Below are 24,827 nucleotides of genomic sequence, written 5' to 3' on the forward strand. Positions count from 1 at the left end.
TTATATATCGGTACAATATCATGAACTTTATAACGTCTAAATACAAACTGATTGACCCATGAAAATATTTCCTGCCTCAAAAATTGCCGAAATAGATTCTTATACCATCGAGCATGAACCCATAGAATCGATCGATTTAATGGAGCGAGCTTCGAGAAAGTTGTTCAAAAGAATCGTAAAGAAATTTCCTGCACCAAGAAACTGTAAAATCTTTGTTGGCCCGGGAAACAATGGTGGCGATGGCCTGGCGCTTGCCCGCATGCTGGCAGAAAAGAATTATGCGGTCGAGGTGTTTATCATTAAAATTAGCGATTGCCTTTCGAAGGATGCAGAAGAAAATCTGCAACGATTAAAAATATTCAAAACAGTGGATATATACGAGATGGCTTCGGTAGATGCAATGCCCTGGCTTTTCCCCGATGACATTGTAATTGATGCCATTTTTGGTTCAGGTTTGTCGAGACCTATTGAAGGCTTGCCGCTGGAAGTAATCAAAGCCATAAATGCCAGCGAAGCAAAAGTGATTGCTGTTGATATTCCTTCTGGCTTAATGGGGGAGGACAATTCGAAAAACGACTACAATGGAATCATTAAGGCCGACTTGACTTTAAGTTTTCAGTTTCCGAAACTGGCTTTTTTATTTCCTGAAAATGCTCAGTTTGTTGGAGAATGGGAGGTTTTACCAATTGGCTTGCATCCTGATATTATTGAAAAGGAGCAAACGCCTTACAAAATGTTGAGTCGTGAGTTTGTGAAATCGCTTCTTATGCCTCGTAAAAAATTCGACCACAAAGGAACTTATGGACACGGTTTGTTAATCAGCGGAAGCTATGGAAAAATGGGCGCTGCCATTTTGGCCTCGCGTGCAGGTTTAAGAGCAGGTATGGGTTTGCTAACTTCTCATATTCCCCGTTTGGGATATGAAATTATGCAGACCGCAGTGCCTGAAGCAATGGTAAGTATCGACCGATCGGACATTATTTTTACCGAGTTTCCCGATTTAAACCAGTTTAATGCTGTAGCCATTGGCCCGGGAATCGATAAAAAACAGAATTCCTATCGCGCCATGATCGAACTGCTGAAGGAAAGTAAAGTACCCATGGTGATCGATGCCGATGCCATTAATATTATAGGGGAACATCCCGAATTGAAAGATGATTTGCCAATGGGATCGGTTTTTACACCACACCCAAAAGAATTTGAACGATTGGTAGGAAAAGCTGAAGATAGTTTTACCCGAAATAAAATGCAACGCGAATTTGCCAAAGAACACAGTGTAACCCTTGTGCTGAAAGGTGCTTATACGGCCATTGCATGTCCCGAAGGCAGTGTATATTTTAATCCGACCGGAAATCCAGGCATGGCAACTGCCGGAAGTGGAGATGTGCTTACAGGAATAATATTATCTTTGCTTTCGCAAGGATATTCATCGAAAGTTGCCACAATTATTGGCGTATACTTGCATGGTTTGGCAGGAGATCTGGCAGCAGAAAAAATAGGCATGGAAGCTTTAACTGCCGGCGATTTGATAAACTACCTGCCCAAAGCATGGTTGAGATTGAAAAAATAGGGAATTGTAGAGGCAAGCAGTTTGCTCTCTACCAAAAACAGAAATAAAATGAACAGAAACATTTTTAAATTACTGGTAGCAATTTTAGTTGTTGGAGGAACAATTGGAAATCTAAGTGCACAAAAACGCAGAACTTTAGAAACACCAAATACGGTAATTTATGCTTTGCCGCAAACCGTTCTAAAGGTGGATGTTGTGGCCGAGAAAACCATTATGAAACGTGGTCCGTTCGCCGATTATGCACAAAAGTACCTTGGCATTTCGGATGTGGTGAACAACGATGGTGTAGCCTGGAAAATAAAGTCGATTGAACTGAATGGAGTGGGTGAGGTTGACCCGGAACAGTATCATAAAATTACCACTTCGGTGGATTATGAGCCTAGTTTAATTGCTCTGACTCCTGAAGGATTAATTCGCGGTTTCAACATGAAGAAATCAGCATTTATGAATGTTGAAAAAGAGGTGATTGAACTGTCATCGGAAGAAATTAAAATGGAGTATGGTAAATTTTCGATCGATCCAATTATTAAGTACAGAGAAGATACGACCTATAAAGTGGTTGAAACCGATACGGCATTTATTAAAGTTCCAGTATTGGAGAAGCAGGCACTGACCAAAAGCATAGAAGAGAAAGCGGAAGAGGCTGCTCACCAGATTTTCAAATTGAGAAAAAGAAGGTTTAAAATATTGACCTCGAATTTTGAAGTGCTTCCACCTGATGGAAAAGCTTACGAAGTGTTGGTGAAAGAACTGGCAAAACTAGAGGAAGATTACATTTCGATGTTTGTTGGCAAAAAAGTAAGCGTTCAGAAATCTTACCAATTCTCATATACACCAAAACAAGGCGAAAATGGAGGAGTAATTTTCAGAATGTCGCCTCAAATGGGGCCAGTTGGCGTGAATGATTTGGGTGGTCGTCCGGTACGTGTCGATTTTAAAAACTTAAATGTAACCAACGAGTTGGCGATTCTGCCAAGTGCTGGAGTAAATCCTCAAACTTTAATATCGTACAGAATACCTGGAATGGCTGATGTATCCATTTCGAATGGAAAAAGTGTTTTGCTAAAGAAGCGCATGACAATTGCACAGTTTGGGAAAATTGCAAAAATGCCTGCCGAAGTACTTTTGAATGAGAATTACAGCATTGAGTTCTATCCTGAACTTGGATCGATTAAAGATGTGACAAAGTAGTTTTCACAGATCAGTAAATAGTAAACTGCATGTTTTTTATCTCGTGTAGTTGTTTGAAATAATTTTTAACCAGGGTAACAGATAGTTGTCACTATCACCCTGGGTTTTTTGATGCCATTATCGATTTTTTTATTAATTGGCCTAGTGTGAATTGATCAAGTTATCAGCTTTTGCCTGAAGGGCAAATGTTATTCTAGCCCAGGCTAAAGGAGTGGAACGACTGCCAGCCTGGGATAAAGCAAATATTAACTTGTTGCACATTTTGACCATTAATTTGTGACCGGACTTATTGCAACAAAATAGGCTGACCTCTTTACTTTTTCATATTAATTGAACATATATCTTGCTCTGCAGGACAAAAATCAAAATTCGAACATGATCCGTTTCTTAAAAATCCTTAATTCCACTTTAGTTTTGCAAGAAGTCTTTTTGCCTTTCTCAAAAAATATTACCTTTAGTGCTCTTAAATAATTTAACGCTAAAATTAAACGGAGGAAATATATAATGAGCAAAGAAATTTTAAGCCTCGAGCCTAAAGCAATCTGGGAAAACTTTTATGCATTAACTCAGATTCCACGTCCATCGAAGCATGAAGATGCAATTCAGGATTATATGATGAAGTTTGGTCAGGACCTGGGTCTTGAAACCATCAAAGACGCAGTTGGTAACATTATCATTAAAAAGCCTGCAACTCCAGGTTACGAAGATCGTCAAGGTGTTGTATTGCAAGGTCACCTGGATATGGTTCCACAGAAAAATGCTGACACGGAACACGATTTTGAAAAAGATCCGATTACTGCCATTATTGATGGTGAGTGGGTAACTGCTGATGGTACCACTTTAGGTGCTGATAACGGTATGGGTGTTGCTGCGGCAATGGCTGTTCTACAGGCTACAGATATTGAGCATGGTCCGGTTGAGGCTTTGTTTACTGCTGACGAAGAAACAGGTATGACTGGTGCTTTCGGTCTTCAGAACGATGTTTTGGATGGTGATATCCTTTTGAACATGGATTCGGAAGATGAAGGTGAGTTGTATGTTGGTTGTGCTGGTGGTATCGATGCAAATGTTACCATGAAGTACAAAGAAGAGAAGTTGGAAAAAGGACATCTTGCTTACAAACTTTACATGAAAGGTTTGAAGGGTGGTCACTCAGGAATGGAAATCATTCTAGGTCGTGGTAACTCTAACAAGTTATTGTTCCGTTTTATGAAGTATGCAACCAAAAACTTCAAGTTGAAGTTGGCTTCAATTGATGGTGGTTCTCTTCGTAATGCTATTCCACGTGAGTCTTTCGCTGTAGTAGCTGTACCAGAAAAATACAATGAAAAATTCTTAGCTGCTATTGCTGAATTCGAAGCAACTTTCAAAGCAGAATTATCGGCTGTTGAGCCAGATTTAGCTTTCTTCGCAGAAGCAACTGATGTACCTAAGAAAGTATTCAAAAAGAAATCTCAGAAGAATTTAATCAATGCTATTTACGCTTGTCCAAACGGTGTAATTCGCATGAGCGACGATATGCCAGGATTGGTTGAAACTTCATTGAACCTTGCACGTGTTTACAGCGAAAATGGTGTAATCACTATTCAGGCTTTGATTCGTTCATCGGTGAATTCAGCAAAAGAAGATTTAGCTCAAATGGTATCTTCTACATTTGAATTGGCAGGTGGAAAAGTAAAATTGGAAGGTGAATATCCAGGATGGAAACCAAATATGGATTCTCCAATTTTGAAAACCATGCAGAAAGTTTATAACGATAAGTATGGTAAGATTCCTGAAATTAAGGCAATTCACGCTGGTTTAGAGTGTGGTTTGTTAGGAGCTGTTTATCCAAAATGGGATATGATTTCATTCGGACCAACCATCCGTTTCCCTCACTCTCCAGACGAGAAAGTTAAGGTTGATACGGTTGCTAAATTCTATGATTTCTTAATTGAAACATTGAAGCATGTTCCGGTAAAAGAAGCTGTTGAAGCATAATAATTATGCAATCAGATATAGGAAAGGGCGTACATTGTACGTCCTTTTTTTATGGGTTTTACTTCCCTATAAAATTGATTTAACATGATGCCCAATGGCAGCCATAATTTTTTGGAATACCACTGATATAAAACAAAGTTTTCGACAAAGGATAAAATTTTGCAGTACATTCGACATTAAGTCCGGAAGCCGGGACCCACTTAGTGAAGAATTCGTTAATAACAAAAAGCTGCTTGAGCGGAGCGAGTTCTTTTTGTTTAGAATTCGAGCTGTAGTGGGTGGATGAGGACTTTGGCGATGATTTTTTGTTTACTTTTTTATCCAAGAAAAAAGTAAAAGCCTATCCGGCTAGAGGATAGCAAATGTTAATGTGATTATGGAGAATTTAGATTTGTTCTCAAGCCGAACGGGTTGTTCTTTTGTTACTAGTCAAGAAGTAAGCTTTAAAAGTTTAGGTATCATCTAAATCTTTTCAGCAGTAGCAATATCACCAAATAAAACAAACTCCCAACTCCACTGGCAACAATCAAGGAACCCAAAGCAAATTGCAAATAGTTTTCTCCCAAAGTTTTTAGGTTCATTAAATCGGGAACTTCGGTCTGAAATTGACCCGTTAATACAAAAGCCCCGGTTTGATAACCAGCAATAAGAATTAAAGGAATTAGCGGTGGAATACTACTAATGTTCACTGTTACCAATACCAGGACCTTGTTAAGTCGTAGTAAAACAGCTAATGAAATAGCCAATGCAGTTTGAAACCCCCAAGTTGGAGAAAAAGCAATAAATGCACCCAAAGCCAGCGAAAGAGCAATTACCGAATTGGTATTGTTCGCGGCTGTAATCTCAGCAACAATTGCTTTTTTAATCCTCGAAGGTCTAAATTTTTCTATATATGCCTGATAATTCATATCTGTCTAAATCTCTTTCCCAAGAAACAAATCGAATTGAAAAATGTTCGTAAAGCAATAGTGAATTCAACCAAATTGTTAATCAATCACTCTTTACTAAGAACTTTTCACAGCTAGCTGTTCATCGTAGAGATCCAGTTTCCATCGGTAGAAAGATAGTTTCGCATGAGGTTGGCTGTCATGCACGAATGTACAGGCAAAATGCCAATTAAATCGCCAATGGTAAATTCATCGAATAATTCATCGCTACAGCGGATAATACCATGTTCCTGTGAAAGTTCTGCCAAAAAACCGCCTCCTAGTATTTCGCTCCAGCCATTTTCGGTGATGCGAACCAAACTACCAAAAAGCTTCGTTCCTTCGCTGTCGGCTTCGATAAATTCTTTCGAGAAATGAACACCACCACCATGAATTACCAACTCATTGCGATCGATGTTTCGAGCAATTACCGGGCATGCCATGGCGACGGCAATTTCGTTTTCTTCGCAGGATCCCAATACGTATTGCATGATATCGTAGAATACAAAATTTCCAGGACGAAGCTCATCGATACCATAAAATTCTTCGCTAATGCTGCAGGCAGGCGTATCGCCAAGAGAAAGTTCGATGTTTGGAATTTCTTTGCGGAATACATCCTTTAGTTCATTCAAATCGAGCAAGGTTTTGCTATGATTTTTGTGAATCTCTTGCTGGTCGCTGGCTTTGTAGTTATGACCTGTATGTGCAAGAAAGCCTTGGCACTCCAGTTTTTCAGATTCCTTCATTAAATCCGTTAAGATTTGAATGGAACCAATGGCCTCCGAAGGAATTCCGCAGCGATGATAACCTGTATCTACTTTAATAAAAATGCCCAGCTTGTGTTGCAATTCAGACTCCAGGAAAAGAATGCTTTCTCTCGATTCAATGACCAGATTTAATTGGATCTTTGAAGCCAACTCGTTAATCAAATCGATTTCACGAACATTTACCGGAATGGCAACTGTGATGTCTTTCCAGCCATGATCTGCGAAATATTTAGCCATTTCGACAGATGAAACCGCTATGCAATCGATGCCCTTTTCTTTAAACCAATTTCCCACTTCGGCAGATTGGTGGGTTTTGAAATGCGGACGCAATCGGGCATTTGCTCTTTGTGCCCTGGCAATCATTGCCTCAATATTGTTAATGCATTTTTGTTTGTTAAGAAGTAAAGTCGGACGGATGATTTGACTGTCGAGTGTGTTCATTGCTAATTTGTTTTAGGCGCTAATTACTTCGCATCTATTTTATTTTCTCCCTGATATCTTTCAACATGCTGTCTCTTAAATCGAGCAACTTCTCAGAAATTCCCACTTTGTATATGTGCGGACTAATGAAACGTTTGTGTTCGTCGGGTAGCTGTTTAAATCTTTCTTTTAGGTATTGATTGATTTCTTTTGGTGTTTTCTCATCAATGAAAATTTCACCATTTTCCATTACTTTTTCGGTTAATTCCTCGGCTTTACAATGCGAAATTAAGGTGTTTTTGTCTTTGTGAAAAGGGTGATAAATTTTATCGGTACGCTCTTCGTCTGCGGTTAAAATCCCATCGCGGAAAAACATTCCATCCTGATCGAAATACCTGATCAGTTTCTTGCGACCCGGAATGGTAATTTTTTCGATGTTCTCGGATATTTTCAATCGAGGATTCCCATTGTTTTCTACCAATTTGTAAACACCATCCAAAGCTCCGGTGTCTTTGCCGGTTACCAATTCGGTTCCAATGCCATATCCATCAATTCTTGCTCCCTGTTCGTTCAAACTTTTTATTACATACTCGTTAAGCTGATTTGAGGCAAAGATTTCGACATAGTCCAGGCCAGCATCATCGAGCATTTTCCTGGCTTTTTTACTGAGGTAAGCCAAGTCGCCACTATCCAAACGTATGCCAAGCAATTTGTTGCCCTGGGCTTCCAATTCTTTTGCCACGGTAATGGCATTTGGCACCCCCGATTTAAGTGTATTGTAGGTATCTACCAAAAGAACCGTACTGCCTGGATTAATTTCGGCATACTTTCTAAAAGCTTCCAATTCATCCTCAAAGCTTTGAACCCAGGCATGTGCTTGAGTACCGCTTACCGGAATATCATAATTAAATCCGCTGTACACGTTCGAAGTAGAATCGGCACCGCCGATAACTGCTGCACGTGAAGCGTGAACACCACCTAAACCCTGTGCTCTTCTTAGACCAAAATCAGCGAAAGCCTTGTTTCCAATTACATTTCTGATTCGGCAAGCTTTGGTAGCAATTAGCGATTGAAAGTTCAGGTAGTTTAAAAGCAATGTTTCGATTAACTGAGCTTCGATAATGTTACCTTCTACACGAACAATGGGTTCATTCGGAAAAACAATTTCACCCTCGCGAACACTGTAAATTGTTGCTCTAAATTTAAAATCCTTTAAATAATTCAGAAATTCTTCACGCAAGCCAGCTTTTCTTAAAAACTCGATGTTTTTGCTGTCGTACCTAAAATTTTGCAAGATTTTTAAAAGATCGTACAAACCTGCAAATACCAAATACCCTCCTTTATAAGGGTTCGTTCGGTAATAATAATCGAAAACTGTTTGTTCTTTCTCCTTGCCACTCAGGTAGTAACCTTGTGCCATGGTCAGCTCATAAAAGTCTGTGTACAAGCCTGCATTTTCCGTTAATGTATTCATCGGATGTATTTAAAATAATAATCACCTCAAATATAGGGATTATCTGGCATACAAGCCCGAAATATGGAATCAATATAGATAAGTTAAATATGTTTATCGCCATTTGTTACTAACTGCATTAATCCTAAATTAGCGGCCTTTTAAAAATTTCTTAAACAACAAAAATTTATTACAAATGGTAATGTCTGCAAATTTGAAGCAATCCATTAGAGACTCTAAGTCTGCAAGATGGTTTGTTTTAGCTACTGTATCCTTCTTGATGTTTACAGGATACTTCTTTACTGATATCATGTCGCCTTTACAGGGTGCATTGCGCGATAACTTTGGATGGTCGAACGCAGAATATGGAATGTTTGCTGGTTCATACTCTTTCCTGAATGTATTCTGTCTGATGTTGATTTTCGGTGGTATTATTTTGGATAAACTGGGAATTCGTTTCACAGGTACTTCCTTTATTGGGGTAATGATTGCTGGTGCGTTTTTCAACTACTATGCAATGACCGATACTTTCAATAATGGCGGTTTGGGTTACGACTTTTTGAACTCATTCCTAACTCAATACAAACCTTCACTTAAGCTTGCCATTCTTGGTTACACTTTATTTGGTGTGGGTGTTGAAATTGCAGGGATTACGGTTTCGCGTATTCTTGTAAAGTGGTTTAAAGGAAAAGAGCTTGCCCTGGCAATGGGATTGGAAATGGCTACAGCACGTGGTGGTATGTTGTTGGCATTCTCGGGATCTCGTTTGATGGCAGGTGAGGAGCAAATTGTTTCTCGTCCATTGGCTTTCGGAGTTTTATTCCTTGTGATTGGATTCTTAGCATTCTTTATCCATAACATGATGGATAAGAAAATGGATGCGGAAGTAGCTGATGATACAGCAGCAGCTGCTGAAGAAGATGAATTTAAAGTTTCTGATATTTTCTTGTTGTTCAAGAATCCGGGTTTCATTTTTATTGCACTTCTTTGTGTATTGTTCTACTCAGCAGTGTTCCCATTCTCGAAGTTTGCTCCGGACTTGATGGTTCAGAAATACATGTTCAACGACAACTTTGCAGGTTCTATGGTAGGTTTATTGCCATTGGGAACTATCGTTTTGACTCCTTTATTTGGTGCATTTCTTGATAATAAAGGGAAAGGTGCAAGTGTTATGGTGTTAGGAGCTATCCTTTTAATCATTGTTCACAGTATTTTTGCATTTGGTCCTGATCAAAAAGCATTCGCATTTATTGCGATGATTGTATTGGGATTTGCATTCTCATTTGTACCTGCTGCAATGTGGCCATCTATTCCAAAAATTGTTCCTGAATCTCGTTTGGGATCTGCTTATGCAATGATCTTTATGATTCAGAACGTTGGTTTGATGTTGTTCCCAATGATATTGGGTGCTGTATTGGATTCTTCAAACCAGGGTAACACCGGAAACTTAGACTATTCAAACTCTATGATGTTGATGGTAGGTTGTGGTGTTCTTGCATTGTTTTTTGCATTTATGCTAAAAGCAGTAGACAAGAAAAATGGTTACGGATTGGATCTACCAAACATTCAAAAATAATAGCAAGCCTATATATTATGAAAGCCGCCAAATTGGCGGCTTTTTTTATGCCCACTCATTTAACATGAAATCAGTCATTTGTTTTTTAAGCCATTAATCTTAATTTAGTGGGCTTTAGAATGAAGTGCTTAAACTCTATAATTTTAACTTAAAATAATTACGTTATTATGAGCGCAATTACACAATCATTAAGAGAATCGAAGACTGCACGTTGGTCGGCCCTGGCGATTGTCTCTTTTACAATGTTGACTGGTTACTATATTAACTATGTTATCTCTCCATTAAAACCAATGCTTGAGCAATATATGGGTTGGGATAGTGGCGATTTTGGCTTTTGGAACTCCGCATACGGCTGGTTCAATGTATTTTTCCTAATGCTGATTTTTGGTGGTATTATCCTGGATAAAATTGGTGTGCGATTTACAGGTCTTGGAGCAGCCATTACAATGATTATTGGTACTGGTCTTCAGTATATTGCTATCGAAGGTGTATTCCCAATGGAAGGAATGATTTTCGGTGTTAAGAAGCAAATTGCTATTGGAGCCCTTGGTTTTGGTATTTTTGGGGTAGGTGTGGAAATTGCCGGTATAACGGTCTCCAAAATCATTGTAAAATGGTTTAAAGGAAAGGAGTTGGCCCTGGCCATGGGACTCGAAATGGCAACAGCCCGTATGGGTACAGCTTTGGCACTTGCTCTTCCGCTTCCTATGGCAAAAGCATTAGGAACAGGTGGTATTCCAAATATCTCGGCGCCCGTAATGTTAGGTTTAGCTCTTTTGGTTGCTGGTTTAATTGCCTTTATCTGGTATACTTTTATGGATAAAAAATTAGAAGCTTCTGAAGGTATCTCTGATGAGATTAATGAAGAAGATGCTTTTAAAGTAAGTGATATATTCGTTATTATTTCCAATAAAGGTTTTTGGTTGTTGGCATTATTATGTGTTCTTTTTTATTCGGGTATTTTCCCATTCCTGTACTACGCAACCGACTTAATGATCAACAAGTATGCTGTTGGTGAGGATTTTGCTGGTGCGATTCCATCATTATTACCTTTCGGGACAATTTTGTTAACACCATTATTTGGTAGTATATACGATCGTAAGGGTAAAGGAGCAACCATCATGTTGATTGGTTCTATTATGTTATTGTGTGTTCATGCACTATTTACGATTCCAGTTTTAAATCATTATATCATTGCAGTTGCTTTAATTATTTTGTTGGGAGTAACTTTCTCATTGGTTCCTTCTGCAATGTGGCCTTCAGTACCAAAAATTATTCCTGAAAAACAATTAGGGACAGCCTATGCACTTATTTTCTGGGTACAAAATTGGGGATTAATGGGAATGCCATTATTAATTGGTCTTGTTCTTGAAAAATATTGTATTACTTCACAAGAAGTAGTTGATGGAGTTAGTAAGATCAGTTACGATTATACTTTGCCAATGGCAATTTTTGCGGCTACTGGTTTATTAGCAATTGGTATTGCTTTATTACTAAAAGCTGAAGACAAGAAAAAAGGTTATGGCCTTGAATTGCCAAATATTCAGAAATAATTGAATTGAAAAATACTTTCAAAAGCTGTCCAAACGGGCAGCTTTTTTTATGCGGTATCGAAAAGTTTTGTATTTTCGGAACTTCTTATAACTAACACTAAACGAATGAATACAGAAGCTTTAAAAACCTCTTTGCGGGATTCTGCTCTTACACGTTGGGCAATGCTCCTTACAGTAGGATTTGTGCTGGCGGCAAACTATTATTTCTACGATGCCTTATCGCCATTAAAGTCAACATTAACCAAAGAATTTGGATTTACCAGTACCGATTTTGGTCTTTTCGTATCGGTATATTCCATCCCTAATGTATTCTTCCTCATGGCCGTAATGGGAGGAATCATCCTGGATAAACTTGGCATCAGAAGAACCGGTTTCATGTTTATCGCATTTATGGCCCTTGGAGCATTAGTTACCGCTTATGGTGCCAGCGATATGTATCGCAACAATGGTTTAGGATATGCTTTCATGTCATCCTTTATGCCTGGATATTCGCCAGAATTAAAAATGATGTTATTGGGCCGATTCCTGTTTGGTTTGGGTGCTGAAACCAGTATTGTAGTCATTAGTAAAATCATTGTAAAATGGTTTAAAGGGAAAGAATTGGCACTTGCATTTGGTGTAAAGTTAGGTTTGGCCCGAACAGGTTCATTTTTAGCTTTTAACTTATCTCCAATTTTGATTGAAGCTGATGCAGGCTGGACAGTTGCGACCTGGTTTGCTGCCTTCTTTGTAACCTCGGCTCTATTGGTTTTCATGATTTACATGATGTTTGATTTGAAGCTGGATAAACAAGTACAACAAGATGGTTTGCTTTCGAAAAGCGAGGAGTTCCAATTCTCTGACCTTACCCGATTATTGACAAACCGTTCATTTATTTTTGTTACTTTATTGTGTTTGACATTTTATTCTGCCGTGTTCCCATTCCTTAGCTTTTCAGCTGATTTTTTCCTGAATAAATTTGGAATGACCATCAAGGAGAGTGGTTTTATATCCTCGCTGTTGCCAGTGGGTACAATGATTTTTACACCTCTCTTTGGCTTTATTGTAGACAAATATGGTAAAGCAGCTTCTTTAATGATATATGGTTCTTTAATCCTGGTAACAGTTCACCTGATTTTTGCTTTAACAGGATTAACACCTTATGTGCTGATGGTAATTTTAGGAATAGCCTTCTCATTGGTTCCTGCTGCCATGTGGCCATCGGTTGCAAAAATGGTTGATGAAGCCCGATTGGGATCAGCATACGGATTTATGTTCTCGGTTCAGAATCTTGGACTTTGGGCATTCCCAATTCTTGCCGGAATGGTATTGGATGGAACAAATCCTGAAGGTGCAAGCACCTTGGATTACACCTACACAATGTTGATGTTTGGCTGTCTTGGAGTATTTGGGTTGGTTTTTGCTCTTTTATTGAAAAGAGAAGATAAAATATCAGGATACGGATTGGAATTGCCTTCGAATGTCAAATAGGTTTTCAAATCTTTTAAAAATATAAAGCTGTCAATTTTTTTTGGCAGCTTTTTTTTTGTGCCTGTAAGTTAATGCTTTGTAATGAAATGGTGTGTTTACCATGATTTTTTGGTAGGGTAAAAACCAATTTCCGCGTTTTAATAGTAAACGAACCTTAAAACTCTTCGCAACCTTTTTATTAATGATGCATCTGTAAAATAAAAAATTGCCTTATGAAATTACGACTGATTTATGCCGCCATGCTATTGTTTCTTTTTGCTTCTTGTGCGACAGTATCAAATACCACAAGTATTGCAACAATTAAACATCAAAACAATAAGAATCAAATAAGCATGCAATTCCAGGGGAAGGACGATTGCTGTGTAGAAATGAAAGATTGTGAAGGAATCTGGAATCATGAAAAGCAAAGCATTTACCTTACAGGCTTACTGGTGAAAAGTGATTGTATTGGAACTGCTGAAGAGATTAGTATTGGAATTCATGGTGTTGATTTAAAGAACATCAAATTCCCACACGTGATATGCTGTGATTTAAACGAATCGGGATATGTGAGCTGGTATAACGAAGCTGAAGTGCAGAGAGAGAGAAAATTATGTGCCACTACAGGAAGTTGCGAGTACCAGGGGGATGTGAAAAGAGACAAGATCATACTAAAGCTTACAGGATTTGAAAACAATGTGTTGAAAGGAAATTTCGAAGGAAGAATTTTCCTTAAAGGAACTGCACAGCTCAAGTTTGTAAAAACCAGCGAATACAAAGATATCAGCAAGGGAACATTTCGTGTGAACCTAAGCAAAGAACAAGAAATTAAAAGAAGTAACTATTTGGTCGATAACAGGTAGGTTTGCATTCAAAACACCCGGGAAAAATAAGAGCCTGTCGAATCGAACAAAACTAAAAATGCAAGAAAATGAAATACCTAGTGAAGATTTTGCTTGTATTGTTCCTGATTTCGGGTGGAATACTAATGCCAGAGCGTACAGAGGCAAAGCAAGTTTATAAGAAAGTTGTAGTAAAGCATAAGCGATACAAGAGATATCCTGCTAAAGGAACTACCGTTTTGTATGTAAATTCGGGCAAACGAATCAAGCATCATAAAGGAGTTTTTTATCATGCCAATGGCATTTATTATCGAAAATCAACCCGTGGATACAAAATAGTAGCTGCGCCGGTAGGAGTTAGGGTTAAGGTGTTACCGGCCAAGCATGTTCGAATCGTTTTAAACGGGCGCAATTACTTTTACCATTATGGAACCTATTACATTGCTGTAGGAAAAAGGTATGAAGTTGTTGCTCCCCCGGTAGGCATACAAGTGGATGATTTGCCTAATGGTTATAAACTGGTTTCGAAAAAGGGTAGAACATTTTATGTGGTCGATGGGGTGTTTTACAAACGCATTGTTTTAAAAAATGGTGCAAGGGTATTCCAGGTTGTACGAGTAGCATGAAAAAATCCCGCTTTAAGGCGGGATTTTTTATGTGATATATTTAGATCTTAGTCGATCATTCTGTCGATTGTTTGTGCACGGTTAGGACCTACCGAAACCACTTTTACAGGAACTCCTGTTTCTTTCTCGATAAAATCGATATAAGCGTTGAATTCTTCAGGAAACTCATTTTCATGAGTCATGGCAGTCATATCTGTTTGCCATCCTTTAAACTCGGTATAAACAGGCTCAATATCATCGGTCATTTCGTAAGGAACGTGCTCAACTTCTTTCCCATTTACTTTGTACGAAGTACAAATTTTCACGCTTTCGAAATCATCCATCACATCCGATTTCATCATGGTCAATTCGGTAACACCATTAATCATGATTGAGTATTTCAATGATACCAAATCCAACCAGCCACAACGTCTTGGACGACCAGTAGTTGATCCGTACTCGTTACCATTGTCTCTTAATCTTTGTCCGTCTTCGTCGAACAATTCGGTTGGGAATGGCCCCATACCTACACGTGTACAATAAGCTTTGAAAATACCGATTACATTTCCAATTCTGTTTGGAGCTACACCTAAACCAGTACAAGCACCGGCACAAACTGTGTTCGATGAAGTAACGAATGGGTATGATCCAAAATCAATATCTAATAAAGTACCTTGAGCACCTTCAGCAAGAATTGATTTTTCGTTTTTAAGAGCATCATTTAAGAATTGTTCACTATCAATATGCTGGAATTCGCTAAGAATTTTAATTCCTTCGAACCAATCTGCTTCGTACTCTGAAATATCGTAATCGAACTCGTAGAATTTGTCAAGCATCTGGCGGTGCTTGGCAACCAAAAGTTCGTATTTTTCTTTAAAATTACTGTTGATATCACCAACTCTTAAACCATTTCTACCGGTTTTGTCCATATAAGTTGGCCCAATACCTTTAAGGGTAGAACCAATTTTCGATTTTCCTTTTGCTGCTTCCGAAGCTGCATCAAGAATTCTGTGAGATGGCAAAATCAGGTGTGCTTTCTTTGAAATGAATAAAGACTTCGACAAGTCGATACCTAATTTCTTGATTCCCTCAATTTCCTTTTTGAAGATCACAGGATCGATTACAACACCATTACCGATAACATTGATTTTATCGTCACGGAAAATACCTGAAGGGATGGTGTGCAATACGTGTTTTATCTCGTTAAATTCTAAGGTATGTCCTGCATTTGGTCCACCCTGAAAACGGGTAATTAAATCGTACTTTGGGGTCAGTACATCCACAACTTTTCCTTTACCTTCATCTCCCCACTGGAGGCCTAAAAGCACATCAACTTTCATTTTGTCTAATAATTTGATTTAAATCGTTTAATCTAATTTCCGGACCGGTTTGTTTTTTCATTTGGATTTATAAAACGGTTCGGCTTCGAGGTTAAAGCTTGAAGGATGGTTACAAGTTTTAACAGTCAAAGGTAGTAATTATTTTGAAATCCCTTTGAAGAAAATTCAGCTTGTTGATAAAATGTAAGGGCATAAAAAAACCTCTTGTATTAAGAGGTTTTCAGAGATATATGATTGTTGATAAATCTAGTTGCTTTCCAGTTTTCTGCATTCCTGGCAAGTACCGTAGATGTATAAAGAATGGTGCGAAACCTTGAAGTCCATATCGTCTGATACGTTTCTTCTTACATCATCAAGTCTTGTGTCACAGAATTCAAGAACTTTACCGCAGCGAGTACAAATCAAGTGATCGTGTTTATTGCTATCGTATGCCTTCTCGAATTGAGCAATATTTTTACCAAATTGATGTTTGATTACCAACTTGCAGTCTAGCAACAAATCAATGGTATTATAAAGAGTTGCTCTACTTACACGATAATTTTTGTTTTTCATAAATATGTATAGAGACTCGATATCAAAATGTCCTTCTCTTGAGTAGATCTCGTCTAAAATAGCATATCTTTCAGGGGTTTTTCTATGCCCTTTCTTCTGAAGATATTCGGTAAACATCTTCTTAACAATTTCTTTGGTGTCCTCGTTGCTCATATCTTAAAAATAACCTAGGTGTTATCTAATCTAATTTAAAATAATGGGTCTAAAATAGTAATTTTTTTTAGAAATAAAATGTTATTTAGAATAAATTTTCACTAGGAGTATTCTTCGATATTTTCGATACGCTTCACATTATCAAGGCCTTTGATCTTAATCAATTTCACGATAAGATTATTAAGGTCTTCGGTATTGTGAACGTAAAGGTGAATTAAGCCTTCGAAAATACCGTCGTGACTTTCGAAATGAAGCGAACGCATATTTACGTCATGACCTTTCGAGATTACATTGGTTACTTCGTTCACGATACCAATTTTATCGATCCCCGAAAGTTCTATCACGGCAAGGAAAGACATGAGGCGATGGCTGGTCCAATCGGCCGCTAGAATACGATCTCCCTGGCTTGACATGAGCTTCAATGCATTCGGACATTTGCGCTTGTGTATGGTCACATTATTGGCCATATCGAGATGTCCAAGAACTTCGTCGCCAGGAATTGGCTTACAACAGGTTGCAATTTTGTAGGATTCATTGGCTGCCATCTCGCTAAGCATTAGCGTTTTTTTCTTATCGATGGCTGGCTTGTCATCTTCCTTTTCTGTACTTGCAATTTTTTCTTCTTTTTCGTTATTGCCAAAGAAGTTTAATCGCCAATATTTAATAAACTTACTTTTCGATTTTTTACGGACAACAGCCTCAATTTCATTGATATCCATTTTGCCCATACCAATTTTGTAGAAAAGCTCTTCTTTGCCCGACAATTTATAGTGCTCAAGCATTTTACGATATGCTTTTGCATTGAGCTGAAGCCCCACTTCAAGCAGTCGGTCTTCTACCATACGTGCACCTTTGTTGGTGTATTCTTTTCTTTCCTTTTTAAAGGCGGCTTTAATTTTCGATTTAGCCTTGGCAGTAACCACAAAATCCATCCACTCGTGCTTCGGAGATTGTTTTTCCGAAGTCAGAATTTCTACCTGGTCGCCACTTTTAAGAACGTGGCTTAGCGGAACAAGTTTGTGGTTTACTTTTGCACCAATACACTGATTTCCGATATCGGTATGGATTTCATAAGCAAAATCGAGAGTTGTTGCGTTTTTTGGCAAGGTCTTAATGTGACCTTTTGGTGTAAATACCTGGATTTCCTGTGAGAATAAATTCAGTTTAAACTCATCGAGAAATGCCATTGCATCGGCTTCCGGGTTGTCGAGGATTTCGCGAACATCCTTAAGCCATTTGTCCAATTCAGAATCGCCTGAACCATTGGTATTGTATTTCGAATGAACAGCAAATCCTTTTTCTGCAATATCATCCATTCTTTCTGTTCTGATCTGAAATTCCACCCAATTCCCCTGCGGTCCCATTGCAGTAACGTGCAATGCTTCGTAACCATTGGCTTTTGGTGTACTAACCCAATCGCGAATGCGTTCTGGTTTGGGTTTGTAAATATCGGTGATCAGGGAATAAATGTTCCAGCACTGGTTTTTTTCAGGTATGCCTTCTTCAGGTTTAAAAACCACTCGTACCGATACCAAATCGTAAATTTCCTCAACGCTTATATTTTGGGTTTGCATCTTGGTCCAGATGGAATAGATGGAACGCGGACGGTTTTTAATGGAACATTGAATGTTATTTTCCGCAAGCTTCAACTCAATAGGAGCGATAATTTCACTAATGAGAGCACTCTGCTTGTCTTCTTGTTCTTTAATTTTTCCTGCAATGCTTTTATAATCGTCTGGATGTTCGTATTTCAGGCTCAGATTTTCCAGCTCTGTTTTAATGGTATACAAACCCATTCGGTGTGCCAGGGGAGCAAATAAGAAAAGGGTTTCACCCGCAATTTTCATCTGCTTGCGCAAAGGCATCGAGTTTAGCGTGCGCATATTGTGCAGGCGGTCTGCCATTTTAATCAGGATCACACGTAAATCATCCGATAAGGTAAGCAGCATTTTTCGGAAGTTTTCGGCTTGCATAGAGGTTTTCTGGTCGAACACACCTTTAATTTTGGTGAGGCCATCTACAATCTGTGCCACCTTTTCTCCAAATAGGTTTTCAATATCTTCTACAGTGTAATCGGTATCTTCAACTACATCGTGAAGCAAAGCTGCTACAATGGATTTTGTGCCCAATCCCATCTCTTTTGCAGCAATATGTGCAACTTCGATCGGATGTAATATATATGGTTCCCCTGATTTTCTTCGCACACCTCGGTGAGCTTTCCAGGCAAACTGAAAAGCTTTCTCAATCATCTTACGACTTTCTTCGGCATGACTGCGTTTGCAATCTTTTAGAAGAGCTTCGTAGGCATCAAGGACTAGTTGTTTATCTTTTGTGGTTTCTACATTCATAAAAACTCGGTTCTCTTGTTTGTTCGTTTTAGTTGTAATGTTTAAATGTAGCGAAATCTAACTATTTTTTAATGCTTTGCTCAACTTAAAATACCATTGTTTTTTATGTAAATCTTAATTATGAGTTCTTTTAAGCGAGTTTGACGATAATTAATCCCCCAATTTTACCTGTTTGTTAAAAACAGAAGAATTTAAATGGAATTTCTGCATTCCTCTGGTCCACAAACAACAAGTTTAAGATCTTGCTCCTGAAAATACGTATTGGCAAGCGCCTTGATTTTTTCAGCATCAATTGTTTTTAGTTCTTTAATAAAGCTCTGATAGTAAGAGTTGTCCAATCCGAAAGCCAGGTTGCCTTTTAAACTTTCAGATAGGGCAAAAGGACTATCCAGGTTACGAAGCATCTCGCCCGAAATGTAATTTTTCACCAGGTTCAATTCTTCATCAGAGATCAATTCGTCTCTTAATTTTTTAATCTCTTTGTATATTTCAGATATCGCATCCTTGCACACATCGCTTCCTACTTCGGTAACAATTACAAAATGGCCTCCTTTTAAATGCGAGATGATTATGGAGTTGATTCCATAGGTATATCCCTTATCCTCACGGATATTTTGCATTAAGCGAGAGCCAAAATAGCCTCCGAGAATCAGGTTAAACAAATGAAGCGTGGTATAATCTTTATGCGTTTTATTAAAAATAGGACGACCAATTCTAATGCATGCCTGAACAGCATCCTCTTTACAGACGAATGCTTTATTTTCATCCGATAGAAGGATTTCATGCTTCACTTTCGTGATTTCATTTTTTTGAGGCCATGCCTCTGCACCGAACATTTTTTCCAGTTGATCAATTACCGATTGATCTACCTTTCCGGCAATAATAATTTTACAATTATTGGCAGTGTAATGAGATTTATAAAATTCCTTTACCGTTTTGATATCCAATTTATCGAATTCCGATTCATCGAATATATTGGAATAAGGATGTTTTTTCCCATACATCAAAGCACTAAACTCATCTTTAGCCAAAACATTGGTTTTCTGGTGTTCGATCTGAAAACGCTGTTTTTTGTTGAGCAATATGGTGTCAAATTCCTTTTGCGGGAAGGTTGACTCTTTAATTAGGTTCTCGGTTATCTCTAATGTCTCTGGCAAATATTTATTTAAAGTATATAAGCAAACGCTGGCATCGTGTTTGGCGGCGGAGAATCCAATATAAGCTCCATAAAAATCGAACTTCTCGGCAATTTCGGCAGCCTTGTATCTACTGGTTCCTTCGTTTAACATGCTATTGGCCATGCTAGCTACAAGGGGCGATTCCTGGTACCAAATTCCTGCATCGAAAATAAATTCGATCTTTAAAACTTCCTGACTCCCACCATTAATTACGTGTACAGGAATGTTGTTGCTTAAGGTATATTTTGTGTCTCCTAAAATTTCGATACTATCGACAGTTTTAAATTTTGGAGCCGTATTTCTGTATAATTTTTCCATTCCTATTTCTTTGCGTGATAATATAAAACTGAACAATTTTCTTTTCTGAACAATTTGGCAGATGTGTTCAGTATATCATCAACACTCACTTTGCGATATTTGTCAACCTCAGTATTGATATCATTAGCATCGCCCAGCAATTCATGTGTTGCAAGGTTCATTGCTTTATTTAAGTAGCTAATTTCTGAAAACACAAGACTGGATTCGATCTTGTTTTTCACCTTCTGAAGTTCATAATCAGATACTTTTTCGCTGGCAATTGTATTCAACTCTTCCCAGATGGCAGCTTCGGCTTCTTCGAAAGAAACTCCTTCGCTTAGTTTGCCGGTAACCAGGAACAATCCCGGATCAAATTCACCTGAAAGGTAGGCATCAATCGATGAGAATAAATTTTTCTCTTTAATCAGTTTTTGAAAAATTCTTGATGATTGGCCGTTTGATAAAACATCAGAAACCAAATCGGTAGAGTAAAACTCATCGTCGGTTCTTCCACTCATATGAAAAGCCATATAAATGGCATCGAAAGGCACATTTCGCTCCAAGTGCAGACTTCTGAATTCGGTCTGTTTTGGTTCAACTGGAAGATTACGCTTTGCAATTTCGCGCTTTTCAATTGGTCCGAACCATTTTTCAGCCAACTGCTTTACATTCTCGGTTTCAACATTACCCGAAACCACAAGCACTGCATTGTTTGGGGCATAATGTTTAAAGAAAAACTCTTTTACTTCATCCAATTGTACAGTTTCGATTTGTTCAATCGATTTGCCAATGGTCGACCATTGGTAAGGATGTTTCTTGTAAGCCAAAGGCCTTAAGTGCAACCAAACATCACCGTAAGGTTGGTTAAAATATCTTTGTTTGAACTCTTCGATAACAACATTTCGCTGTACTTCCAAACTCTTCTCGCTAAATGCCAGGCTCAGCATTCTGTCCGATTCCAACCAAAATGCAGTTTCCAGGTTGTCTTTTGGTACCGTAAGGTAATAATTGGTAACATCGTTACTGGTCCAGGCATTGTTATCGCCACCTACCATTTGAAGTGGCTCGTCGTAATTGGGAATGTTTACCGATCCGCCAAACATTAAATGCTCGAATAGGTGGGCAAAGCCAGTTCTTTCGGGATCTTCATCTCTTGCACCAATATCGTACAAAAGGTTTACTGCAGCCATCGGTGTAGTTTCATCCCTGTGAACAATGACTCTTAATCCATTGTCAAGTGTAAATTTATCGAACTCTATCATTTAAAACTTTAATTTATCCAGCCCCGAAAGTGCTTCTTTGTATTCTGTTTTAATCTCCTTCACAATCTCTTCTACCGATTGAATTTTGGATATCAAGGCTGATACTTGTCCAATTTCCAATTCCCCATCATCAAGATTTCCTTCGAACATGCCTTTTTTTGCACGTCCTTTTCCAAGCAATTCTTTCATCTCTTCAGGAGATGCACCGCGGCATTCGGCATCGTGTACCTGCTCGAAAAAGTGGTTTTTAATCAGTCGGGTAGGAGCCAGTTTTTTTAGTGCCAGTTTGGTTCCGCCTTCACCCAGTTCAACAACCGATTTTTTAAAATCGATATGGGCCGATGATTCTTCGGCAACAGCAAATCGAGTCCCCATTTGAACACCGTCGGCGCCTAGTATCATGGCTGCCAACATGCTTTCACCAGAACCGATTCCACCAGCAGCAATTACAGGTAAACTTGTGGCTTTTCGAACCGATGGAATCAGTGCCATGGTGGTGGTTTCTTCACGACCATTGTGACCACCGGCTTCGAATCCTTCAGCTACAATTGCATCTACTCCTGCATCCTCACATTTTTTTGCGAAAAATGCACTCGATACAACATGAACAACAGTAATTCCATGCTCTTTAAGAAATGGTGTCCATTTTTTTGGACTTCCAGCAGAGGTAAATACAATTTTTACTTCCTCTTCCACAATAATGTTCATGATTTTATCCATTTCTGGATAAAGCAAAGGAACATTTACACCAAATGGCTTTGAGGTAGCTGCTTTGGTTTTTTGAATGTGTTCCTTAAAGGTTTCAGGATGCATCGATCCGGCACCAATAAGTCCTAATCCTCCGGCATTGCTAACTGCCGAAGCCAATTTCCAACCCGAACACCAAACCATTCCACCTTGAACAAGAGGGATGTCTATTCCAAAAAGAGATGTAATTCTATTTGTCATTATATTTTATTCAATTAGTATACAAGCAAAAAAGACACAAGAGCCATGAGTTTTTCTTGTGCCTTAGTTAGATGATTTGTTTGATTGCAAATTTAGAAAAATTCTTGATAAGAATAAGATCTTTAAGTATGAATTCGTGATTGAGTGATTTTGTGAATGTGGTTTTATAGTAAGGATGTCAGGGAGATATTAGAAGAGCAAACGACTAATGCGCAGAATAATTTATAGTAATTCCCATAGCTATCGGGCTGGGGAGGTTGAGAGTTTGTTCAAAAACCACATTAACAAGAACTATTTTTCATTTTTTCTAAAAGTCCTGAAAAGTTGAAGTTGAAAAAAATCTCAATTCCAAAATTACACATTCACGCAATTGCAAATTCACACAATTACGAACAAAATTGAATTGTTGAAAAAATTTGTGTCGATTTAAGCAAAGGTTCTTGTTTCTTACGATCAATATTACTTTTTTTACGCTCGAAATCAATAAAGGGGTTAACCATTATCAATCAATGAGTTTTGGTTGGTATTTACAAGTAGGTAGTGTGAAGAAAAAATCATTATTAGGTCGTTTTTTAGTTTGGCGTTTGAAGCATGTAAGTGATCGTCAGTTTATCTCCTTTATGGCGGTATTAATTGGGATCACATCTGGTATTGCTGCGGTGATTATTAAAAATGCTGTACATTTTATCAGTGAGTTGCTTCAAGATAATTCGTCTGACCAATATCAGAATATCCTTTATGTGATTTATCCTACCATTGGTATTTTGGTAGCTGTTCTCTTTATTAAGTTTGTGATTCGTCGCCCGGTTCGGCATGGTATCCCCAATGTGCTTCACAGTATTTCGAAAACAAACGGACAGATCAACCGACACAATATGTTTTCGTCTATCGTTACTTCTGCTTTTACCGTTGGTTTTGGTGGATCGGTAGGGCTAGAGGGACCAACTGTAGCCACCGGTGCTGCTTTGGGTTCGAATATTGGAAGATTGTTTCATCTCAATTACAAACAAATTACCTTGTTGTTGGGTTGTGCATGTGCTGGAGCAATGGCATCCATTTTTAAAGCGCCTATTGCGGCAATTGTTTTTGCCATGGAGGTAATTATGCTGGATCTAACCATGTGGTCGCTGGTTCCACTTCTGTTGGCCTCGGCATCTGCTGTTCTAACCTCTTATTTCTTTTTGGGAATGGATGTCTTGTATCCGTTCGAGGTGAAAGATGGTTTTATTTTGAAAGATTTGCCTTACTATATTGCTCTAGGTATTTTTACCGGATTGATTGCAACCTATTTTACGAAATCATACATGTTTATTCATTCCATTTTCGAAAAAATAGGTCATACGTACAAAAAGCTGATATTTGGTGCACTTGCACTTGGGGTAATTATTTTCTTTCTACCCTCACTTTACGGTGAAGGATATCATGCCATAAATGCATGTCTGTCGGGTGATTATTCCTACCTGTATAACAACTCATTTTTCTATGCTTTGCAGGATAATTTCTGGGTGTTTGTTGCCTTAATTACTATGGTGATCTTTTTTAAAGTAATTGCAGCATCCATCACCTTTGGAGCAGGTGGTGTTGGTGGTATTTTTGCACCAACGCTTTTTATGGGTGTAAATTCTGGTGTTTTATTTGCCAAACTGGTTGGTTATTTTGGGCTAAGAGATTTGCCTGTTAATAATTTTGCTTTAATTGGGATGGCAGGAATGATAGCCGGGGTATTGCATGCTCCTTTAACAGGATTGTTCCTGATTGCTGATATTTCGGGAGGTTATCAATTGTTTGTTCCACTAATGATTACCGCAACAATTTCCTATGCTACGGTGAAAACTTTCGAACCTCATTCGGTATATACCATTCAGTTGGCCAAACGTAAAGAGTTGATGACTCATGATAAGGACAAAAATGTTCTTTCACTAATGAGAGTGACCCGATTGATTGAAAAGAACTTTAACACTGTAAATTCAGAAGCAACCCTTGGCGATTTGGTAAAAGTAATCGCGAAAGCGCAGAGAAATATATTTATTGTCATCGATGATGAAAACAATTTTGAGGGCATCGTGAAGATGGATGATATCCGTGAAATCATGTTCCAACCGGAAAAATACGATACTGTTTTTGTGCGCGATTTAATGGTGGTGCCGCAAGTGGTAATTCAGCACGATGAATCGATGGCCGATGTAGCTAGAAAATACCAATATTCCGACAAGTTCAATTTGGTTGTATTAAAAGATGGAAAATATTGTGGATGCGTATCTCGTGCACAGATCTTTTCTACCTATCGTCGTATGCTGAAACATTTCTCGGAGGATTAGTTTTCCAATCCATATCAGATTTTGATTCTAGTTTCAAAAAATCAGTACTTATTCTGATTTAAGCCTTGTTTATAATGTTAGGTTCAGGGCTATTTGAAT

Annotated in this window: 18 protein-coding genes; 9 read left to right on the top strand and 9 right to left on the bottom strand. The window is 38.3% G+C overall.

Annotation, left to right across the window (positions count from 1 at the left end; genetic code table 11):
- Window positions 1-58: 58 nt before the first annotated feature.
- The 3 genes from ELS83_RS06060 to ELS83_RS06070 all read left to right on the top strand — a co-directional run bounded on the left by ELS83_RS06060 (window position 59) and on the right by ELS83_RS06070 (window position 4,741).
- Window positions 59-1,570, top strand: coding sequence for an NAD(P)H-hydrate dehydratase (locus ELS83_RS06060; RefSeq protein ID WP_171594640.1), 1,512 nt, complete (start codon window positions 59-61; stop codon window positions 1,568-1,570).
- A gap of 48 nt (window positions 1,571-1,618) precedes the next feature.
- Entirely contained in the window at window positions 1,619-2,761 is a 1,143-nt protein-coding gene (locus ELS83_RS06065; protein ID WP_171594641.1) for a DUF4831 family protein, read from the top strand.
- A gap of 504 nt (window positions 2,762-3,265) precedes the next feature.
- Window positions 3,266-4,741 carry an aminoacyl-histidine dipeptidase gene (locus tag ELS83_RS06070; RefSeq protein ID WP_171594642.1) on the top strand — a complete coding sequence of 492 codons (1,476 nt, stop codon included), beginning with the start codon at window positions 3,266-3,268 and terminating at the stop codon, window positions 4,739-4,741.
- A gap of 458 nt (window positions 4,742-5,199) precedes the next feature.
- Here the strand turns inward: ELS83_RS06070 and ELS83_RS06075 are convergent, their stop codons facing one another.
- The 3 genes from ELS83_RS06075 to ELS83_RS06085 form a co-directional block, all read right to left on the bottom strand.
- Entirely contained in the window at window positions 5,200-5,649 is a 450-nt protein-coding gene (locus tag ELS83_RS06075) for a DUF2062 domain-containing protein (RefSeq protein ID WP_171594643.1), read from the bottom strand.
- Between the two features lie 113 nt (window positions 5,650-5,762).
- Window positions 5,763-6,875 (bottom strand): alanine racemase, encoded by a 1,113-nt coding sequence (locus ELS83_RS06080; protein ID WP_171594644.1) that lies wholly within the window; start codon window positions 6,873-6,875, stop codon window positions 5,763-5,765.
- A gap of 34 nt (window positions 6,876-6,909) precedes the next feature.
- Window positions 6,910-8,328, bottom strand: coding sequence for a nicotinate phosphoribosyltransferase (locus ELS83_RS06085; RefSeq protein WP_171594645.1), 1,419 nt, complete (start codon window positions 8,326-8,328; stop codon window positions 6,910-6,912).
- Between the two features lie 175 nt (window positions 8,329-8,503).
- Between ELS83_RS06085 and ELS83_RS06090 the strand changes: the two genes are divergently transcribed.
- The 5 genes from ELS83_RS06090 (at window position 8,504) to ELS83_RS06110 (ending at window position 14,353) form a co-directional block, all read left to right on the top strand.
- Window positions 8,504-9,883: an MFS transporter gene (locus tag ELS83_RS06090; protein WP_216616405.1), complete on the top strand. Its 1,380-nt coding sequence runs from the start codon at window positions 8,504-8,506 to the stop codon at window positions 9,881-9,883.
- 167 nt (window positions 9,884-10,050) lie between these two features.
- Window positions 10,051-11,436, top strand: a complete 1,386-nt coding sequence (locus ELS83_RS06095; protein ID WP_171594646.1) for an MFS transporter — start codon at window positions 10,051-10,053, stop codon at window positions 11,434-11,436.
- A 105-nt stretch (window positions 11,437-11,541) separates the two neighbouring features.
- Window positions 11,542-12,906: an MFS transporter gene (locus tag ELS83_RS06100; protein ID WP_171594647.1), complete on the top strand. Its 1,365-nt coding sequence runs from the start codon at window positions 11,542-11,544 to the stop codon at window positions 12,904-12,906.
- A gap of 212 nt (window positions 12,907-13,118) precedes the next feature.
- Window positions 13,119-13,748: a hypothetical protein gene (locus ELS83_RS06105; protein WP_171594648.1), complete on the top strand. Its 630-nt coding sequence runs from the start codon at window positions 13,119-13,121 to the stop codon at window positions 13,746-13,748.
- A 68-nt stretch (window positions 13,749-13,816) separates the two neighbouring features.
- On the top strand, window positions 13,817-14,353 hold the full coding sequence (locus ELS83_RS06110; protein ID WP_171594649.1) for a DUF6515 family protein: 537 nt from the start codon (window positions 13,817-13,819) through the stop codon (window positions 14,351-14,353).
- A gap of 47 nt (window positions 14,354-14,400) precedes the next feature.
- Here ELS83_RS06110 and ELS83_RS06115 read toward each other — a convergent pair whose 3' ends face one another.
- The 6 genes from ELS83_RS06115 to ELS83_RS06140 form a co-directional block, all read right to left on the bottom strand.
- Window positions 14,401-15,672, bottom strand: a complete 1,272-nt coding sequence (locus ELS83_RS06115; RefSeq protein ID WP_171594650.1) for an adenylosuccinate synthase — start codon at window positions 15,670-15,672, stop codon at window positions 14,401-14,403.
- 246 nt (window positions 15,673-15,918) lie between these two features.
- Window positions 15,919-16,377, bottom strand: a complete 459-nt coding sequence (locus tag ELS83_RS06120) for a Fur family transcriptional regulator (RefSeq protein WP_171594651.1) — start codon at window positions 16,375-16,377, stop codon at window positions 15,919-15,921.
- A 101-nt stretch (window positions 16,378-16,478) separates the two neighbouring features.
- Window positions 16,479-18,725 (bottom strand): RelA/SpoT family protein, encoded by a 2,247-nt coding sequence (locus ELS83_RS06125; RefSeq protein WP_171594652.1) that lies wholly within the window; start codon window positions 18,723-18,725, stop codon window positions 16,479-16,481.
- 191 nt (window positions 18,726-18,916) lie between these two features.
- Window positions 18,917-20,221: a M16 family metallopeptidase gene (locus tag ELS83_RS06130; RefSeq protein ID WP_171594653.1), complete on the bottom strand. Its 1,305-nt coding sequence runs from the start codon at window positions 20,219-20,221 to the stop codon at window positions 18,917-18,919.
- Between the two features lie 2 nt (window positions 20,222-20,223).
- The gene (locus ELS83_RS06135; protein ID WP_171594654.1) at window positions 20,224-21,462 is read right to left on the bottom strand and encodes a M16 family metallopeptidase; all 1,239 of its coding nucleotides are present in this window, start codon (window positions 21,460-21,462) and stop codon (window positions 20,224-20,226) included.
- Complete coding sequence (locus ELS83_RS06140) at window positions 21,463-22,410, bottom strand: NAD(P)H-dependent flavin oxidoreductase (protein WP_171594655.1); 948 nt, start codon at window positions 22,408-22,410, stop codon at window positions 21,463-21,465.
- Window positions 22,411-22,919: 509 nt separating this feature from the next.
- On the opposite strand from ELS83_RS06140, the gene ELS83_RS06145 reads away from it, so the two are divergent.
- The gene (locus tag ELS83_RS06145) at window positions 22,920-24,728 is read left to right on the top strand and encodes a chloride channel protein (protein ID WP_171594656.1); all 1,809 of its coding nucleotides are present in this window, start codon (window positions 22,920-22,922) and stop codon (window positions 24,726-24,728) included.
- The last annotated feature ends 99 nt before the right edge of the window (window positions 24,729-24,827 follow it).

The organism is Marinifilum caeruleilacunae, assembly GCF_013141825.1.
Classification (GTDB): Bacteria; Bacteroidota; Bacteroidia; order Bacteroidales; family Marinifilaceae; genus Marinifilum; species Marinifilum caeruleilacunae.

Bases quoted from the DNA above. Each gene is read 5' to 3' on its own strand.
- ELS83_RS06060 (WP_171594640.1), top strand. From the start codon at position 59: ATGAAAATATTTCCTGCCTCAAAAATTGCCGAAATAGATTCTTATACC.
- ELS83_RS06095 (WP_171594646.1), top strand. From the start codon at position 10,051: ATGAGCGCAATTACACAATCATTAAGAGAATCGAAGACTGCACGTTGG.
- ELS83_RS06130 (WP_171594653.1), bottom strand. From the start codon at position 20,221: ATGGAAAAATTATACAGAAATACGGCTCCAAAATTTAAAACTGTCGAT.
- ELS83_RS06075 (WP_171594643.1), bottom strand. From the start codon at position 5,649: ATGAATTATCAGGCATATATAGAAAAATTTAGACCTTCGAGGATTAAA.
- ELS83_RS06085 (WP_171594645.1), bottom strand. From the start codon at position 8,328: ATGAATACATTAACGGAAAATGCAGGCTTGTACACAGACTTTTATGAG.
- ELS83_RS06070 (WP_171594642.1), top strand. From the start codon at position 3,266: ATGAGCAAAGAAATTTTAAGCCTCGAGCCTAAAGCAATCTGGGAAAAC.
- ELS83_RS06080 (WP_171594644.1), bottom strand. From the start codon at position 6,875: ATGAACACACTCGACAGTCAAATCATCCGTCCGACTTTACTTCTTAAC.
- ELS83_RS06090 (WP_216616405.1), top strand. From the start codon at position 8,504: ATGGTAATGTCTGCAAATTTGAAGCAATCCATTAGAGACTCTAAGTCT.
- ELS83_RS06115 (WP_171594650.1), bottom strand. From the start codon at position 15,672: ATGAAAGTTGATGTGCTTTTAGGCCTCCAGTGGGGAGATGAAGGTAAA.
- ELS83_RS06135 (WP_171594654.1), bottom strand. From the start codon at position 21,462: ATGATAGAGTTCGATAAATTTACACTTGACAATGGATTAAGAGTCATT.
- ELS83_RS06140 (WP_171594655.1), bottom strand. From the start codon at position 22,410: ATGACAAATAGAATTACATCTCTTTTTGGAATAGACATCCCTCTTGTT.
- ELS83_RS06120 (WP_171594651.1), bottom strand. From the start codon at position 16,377: ATGAGCAACGAGGACACCAAAGAAATTGTTAAGAAGATGTTTACCGAA.
- ELS83_RS06105 (WP_171594648.1), top strand. From the start codon at position 13,119: ATGAAATTACGACTGATTTATGCCGCCATGCTATTGTTTCTTTTTGCT.
- ELS83_RS06110 (WP_171594649.1), top strand. From the start codon at position 13,817: ATGAAATACCTAGTGAAGATTTTGCTTGTATTGTTCCTGATTTCGGGT.
- ELS83_RS06100 (WP_171594647.1), top strand. From the start codon at position 11,542: ATGAATACAGAAGCTTTAAAAACCTCTTTGCGGGATTCTGCTCTTACA.
- ELS83_RS06145 (WP_171594656.1), top strand. From the start codon at position 22,920: ATGAGTTTTGGTTGGTATTTACAAGTAGGTAGTGTGAAGAAAAAATCA.
- ELS83_RS06125 (WP_171594652.1), bottom strand. From the start codon at position 18,725: ATGAATGTAGAAACCACAAAAGATAAACAACTAGTCCTTGATGCCTAC.
- ELS83_RS06065 (WP_171594641.1), top strand. From the start codon at position 1,619: ATGAACAGAAACATTTTTAAATTACTGGTAGCAATTTTAGTTGTTGGA.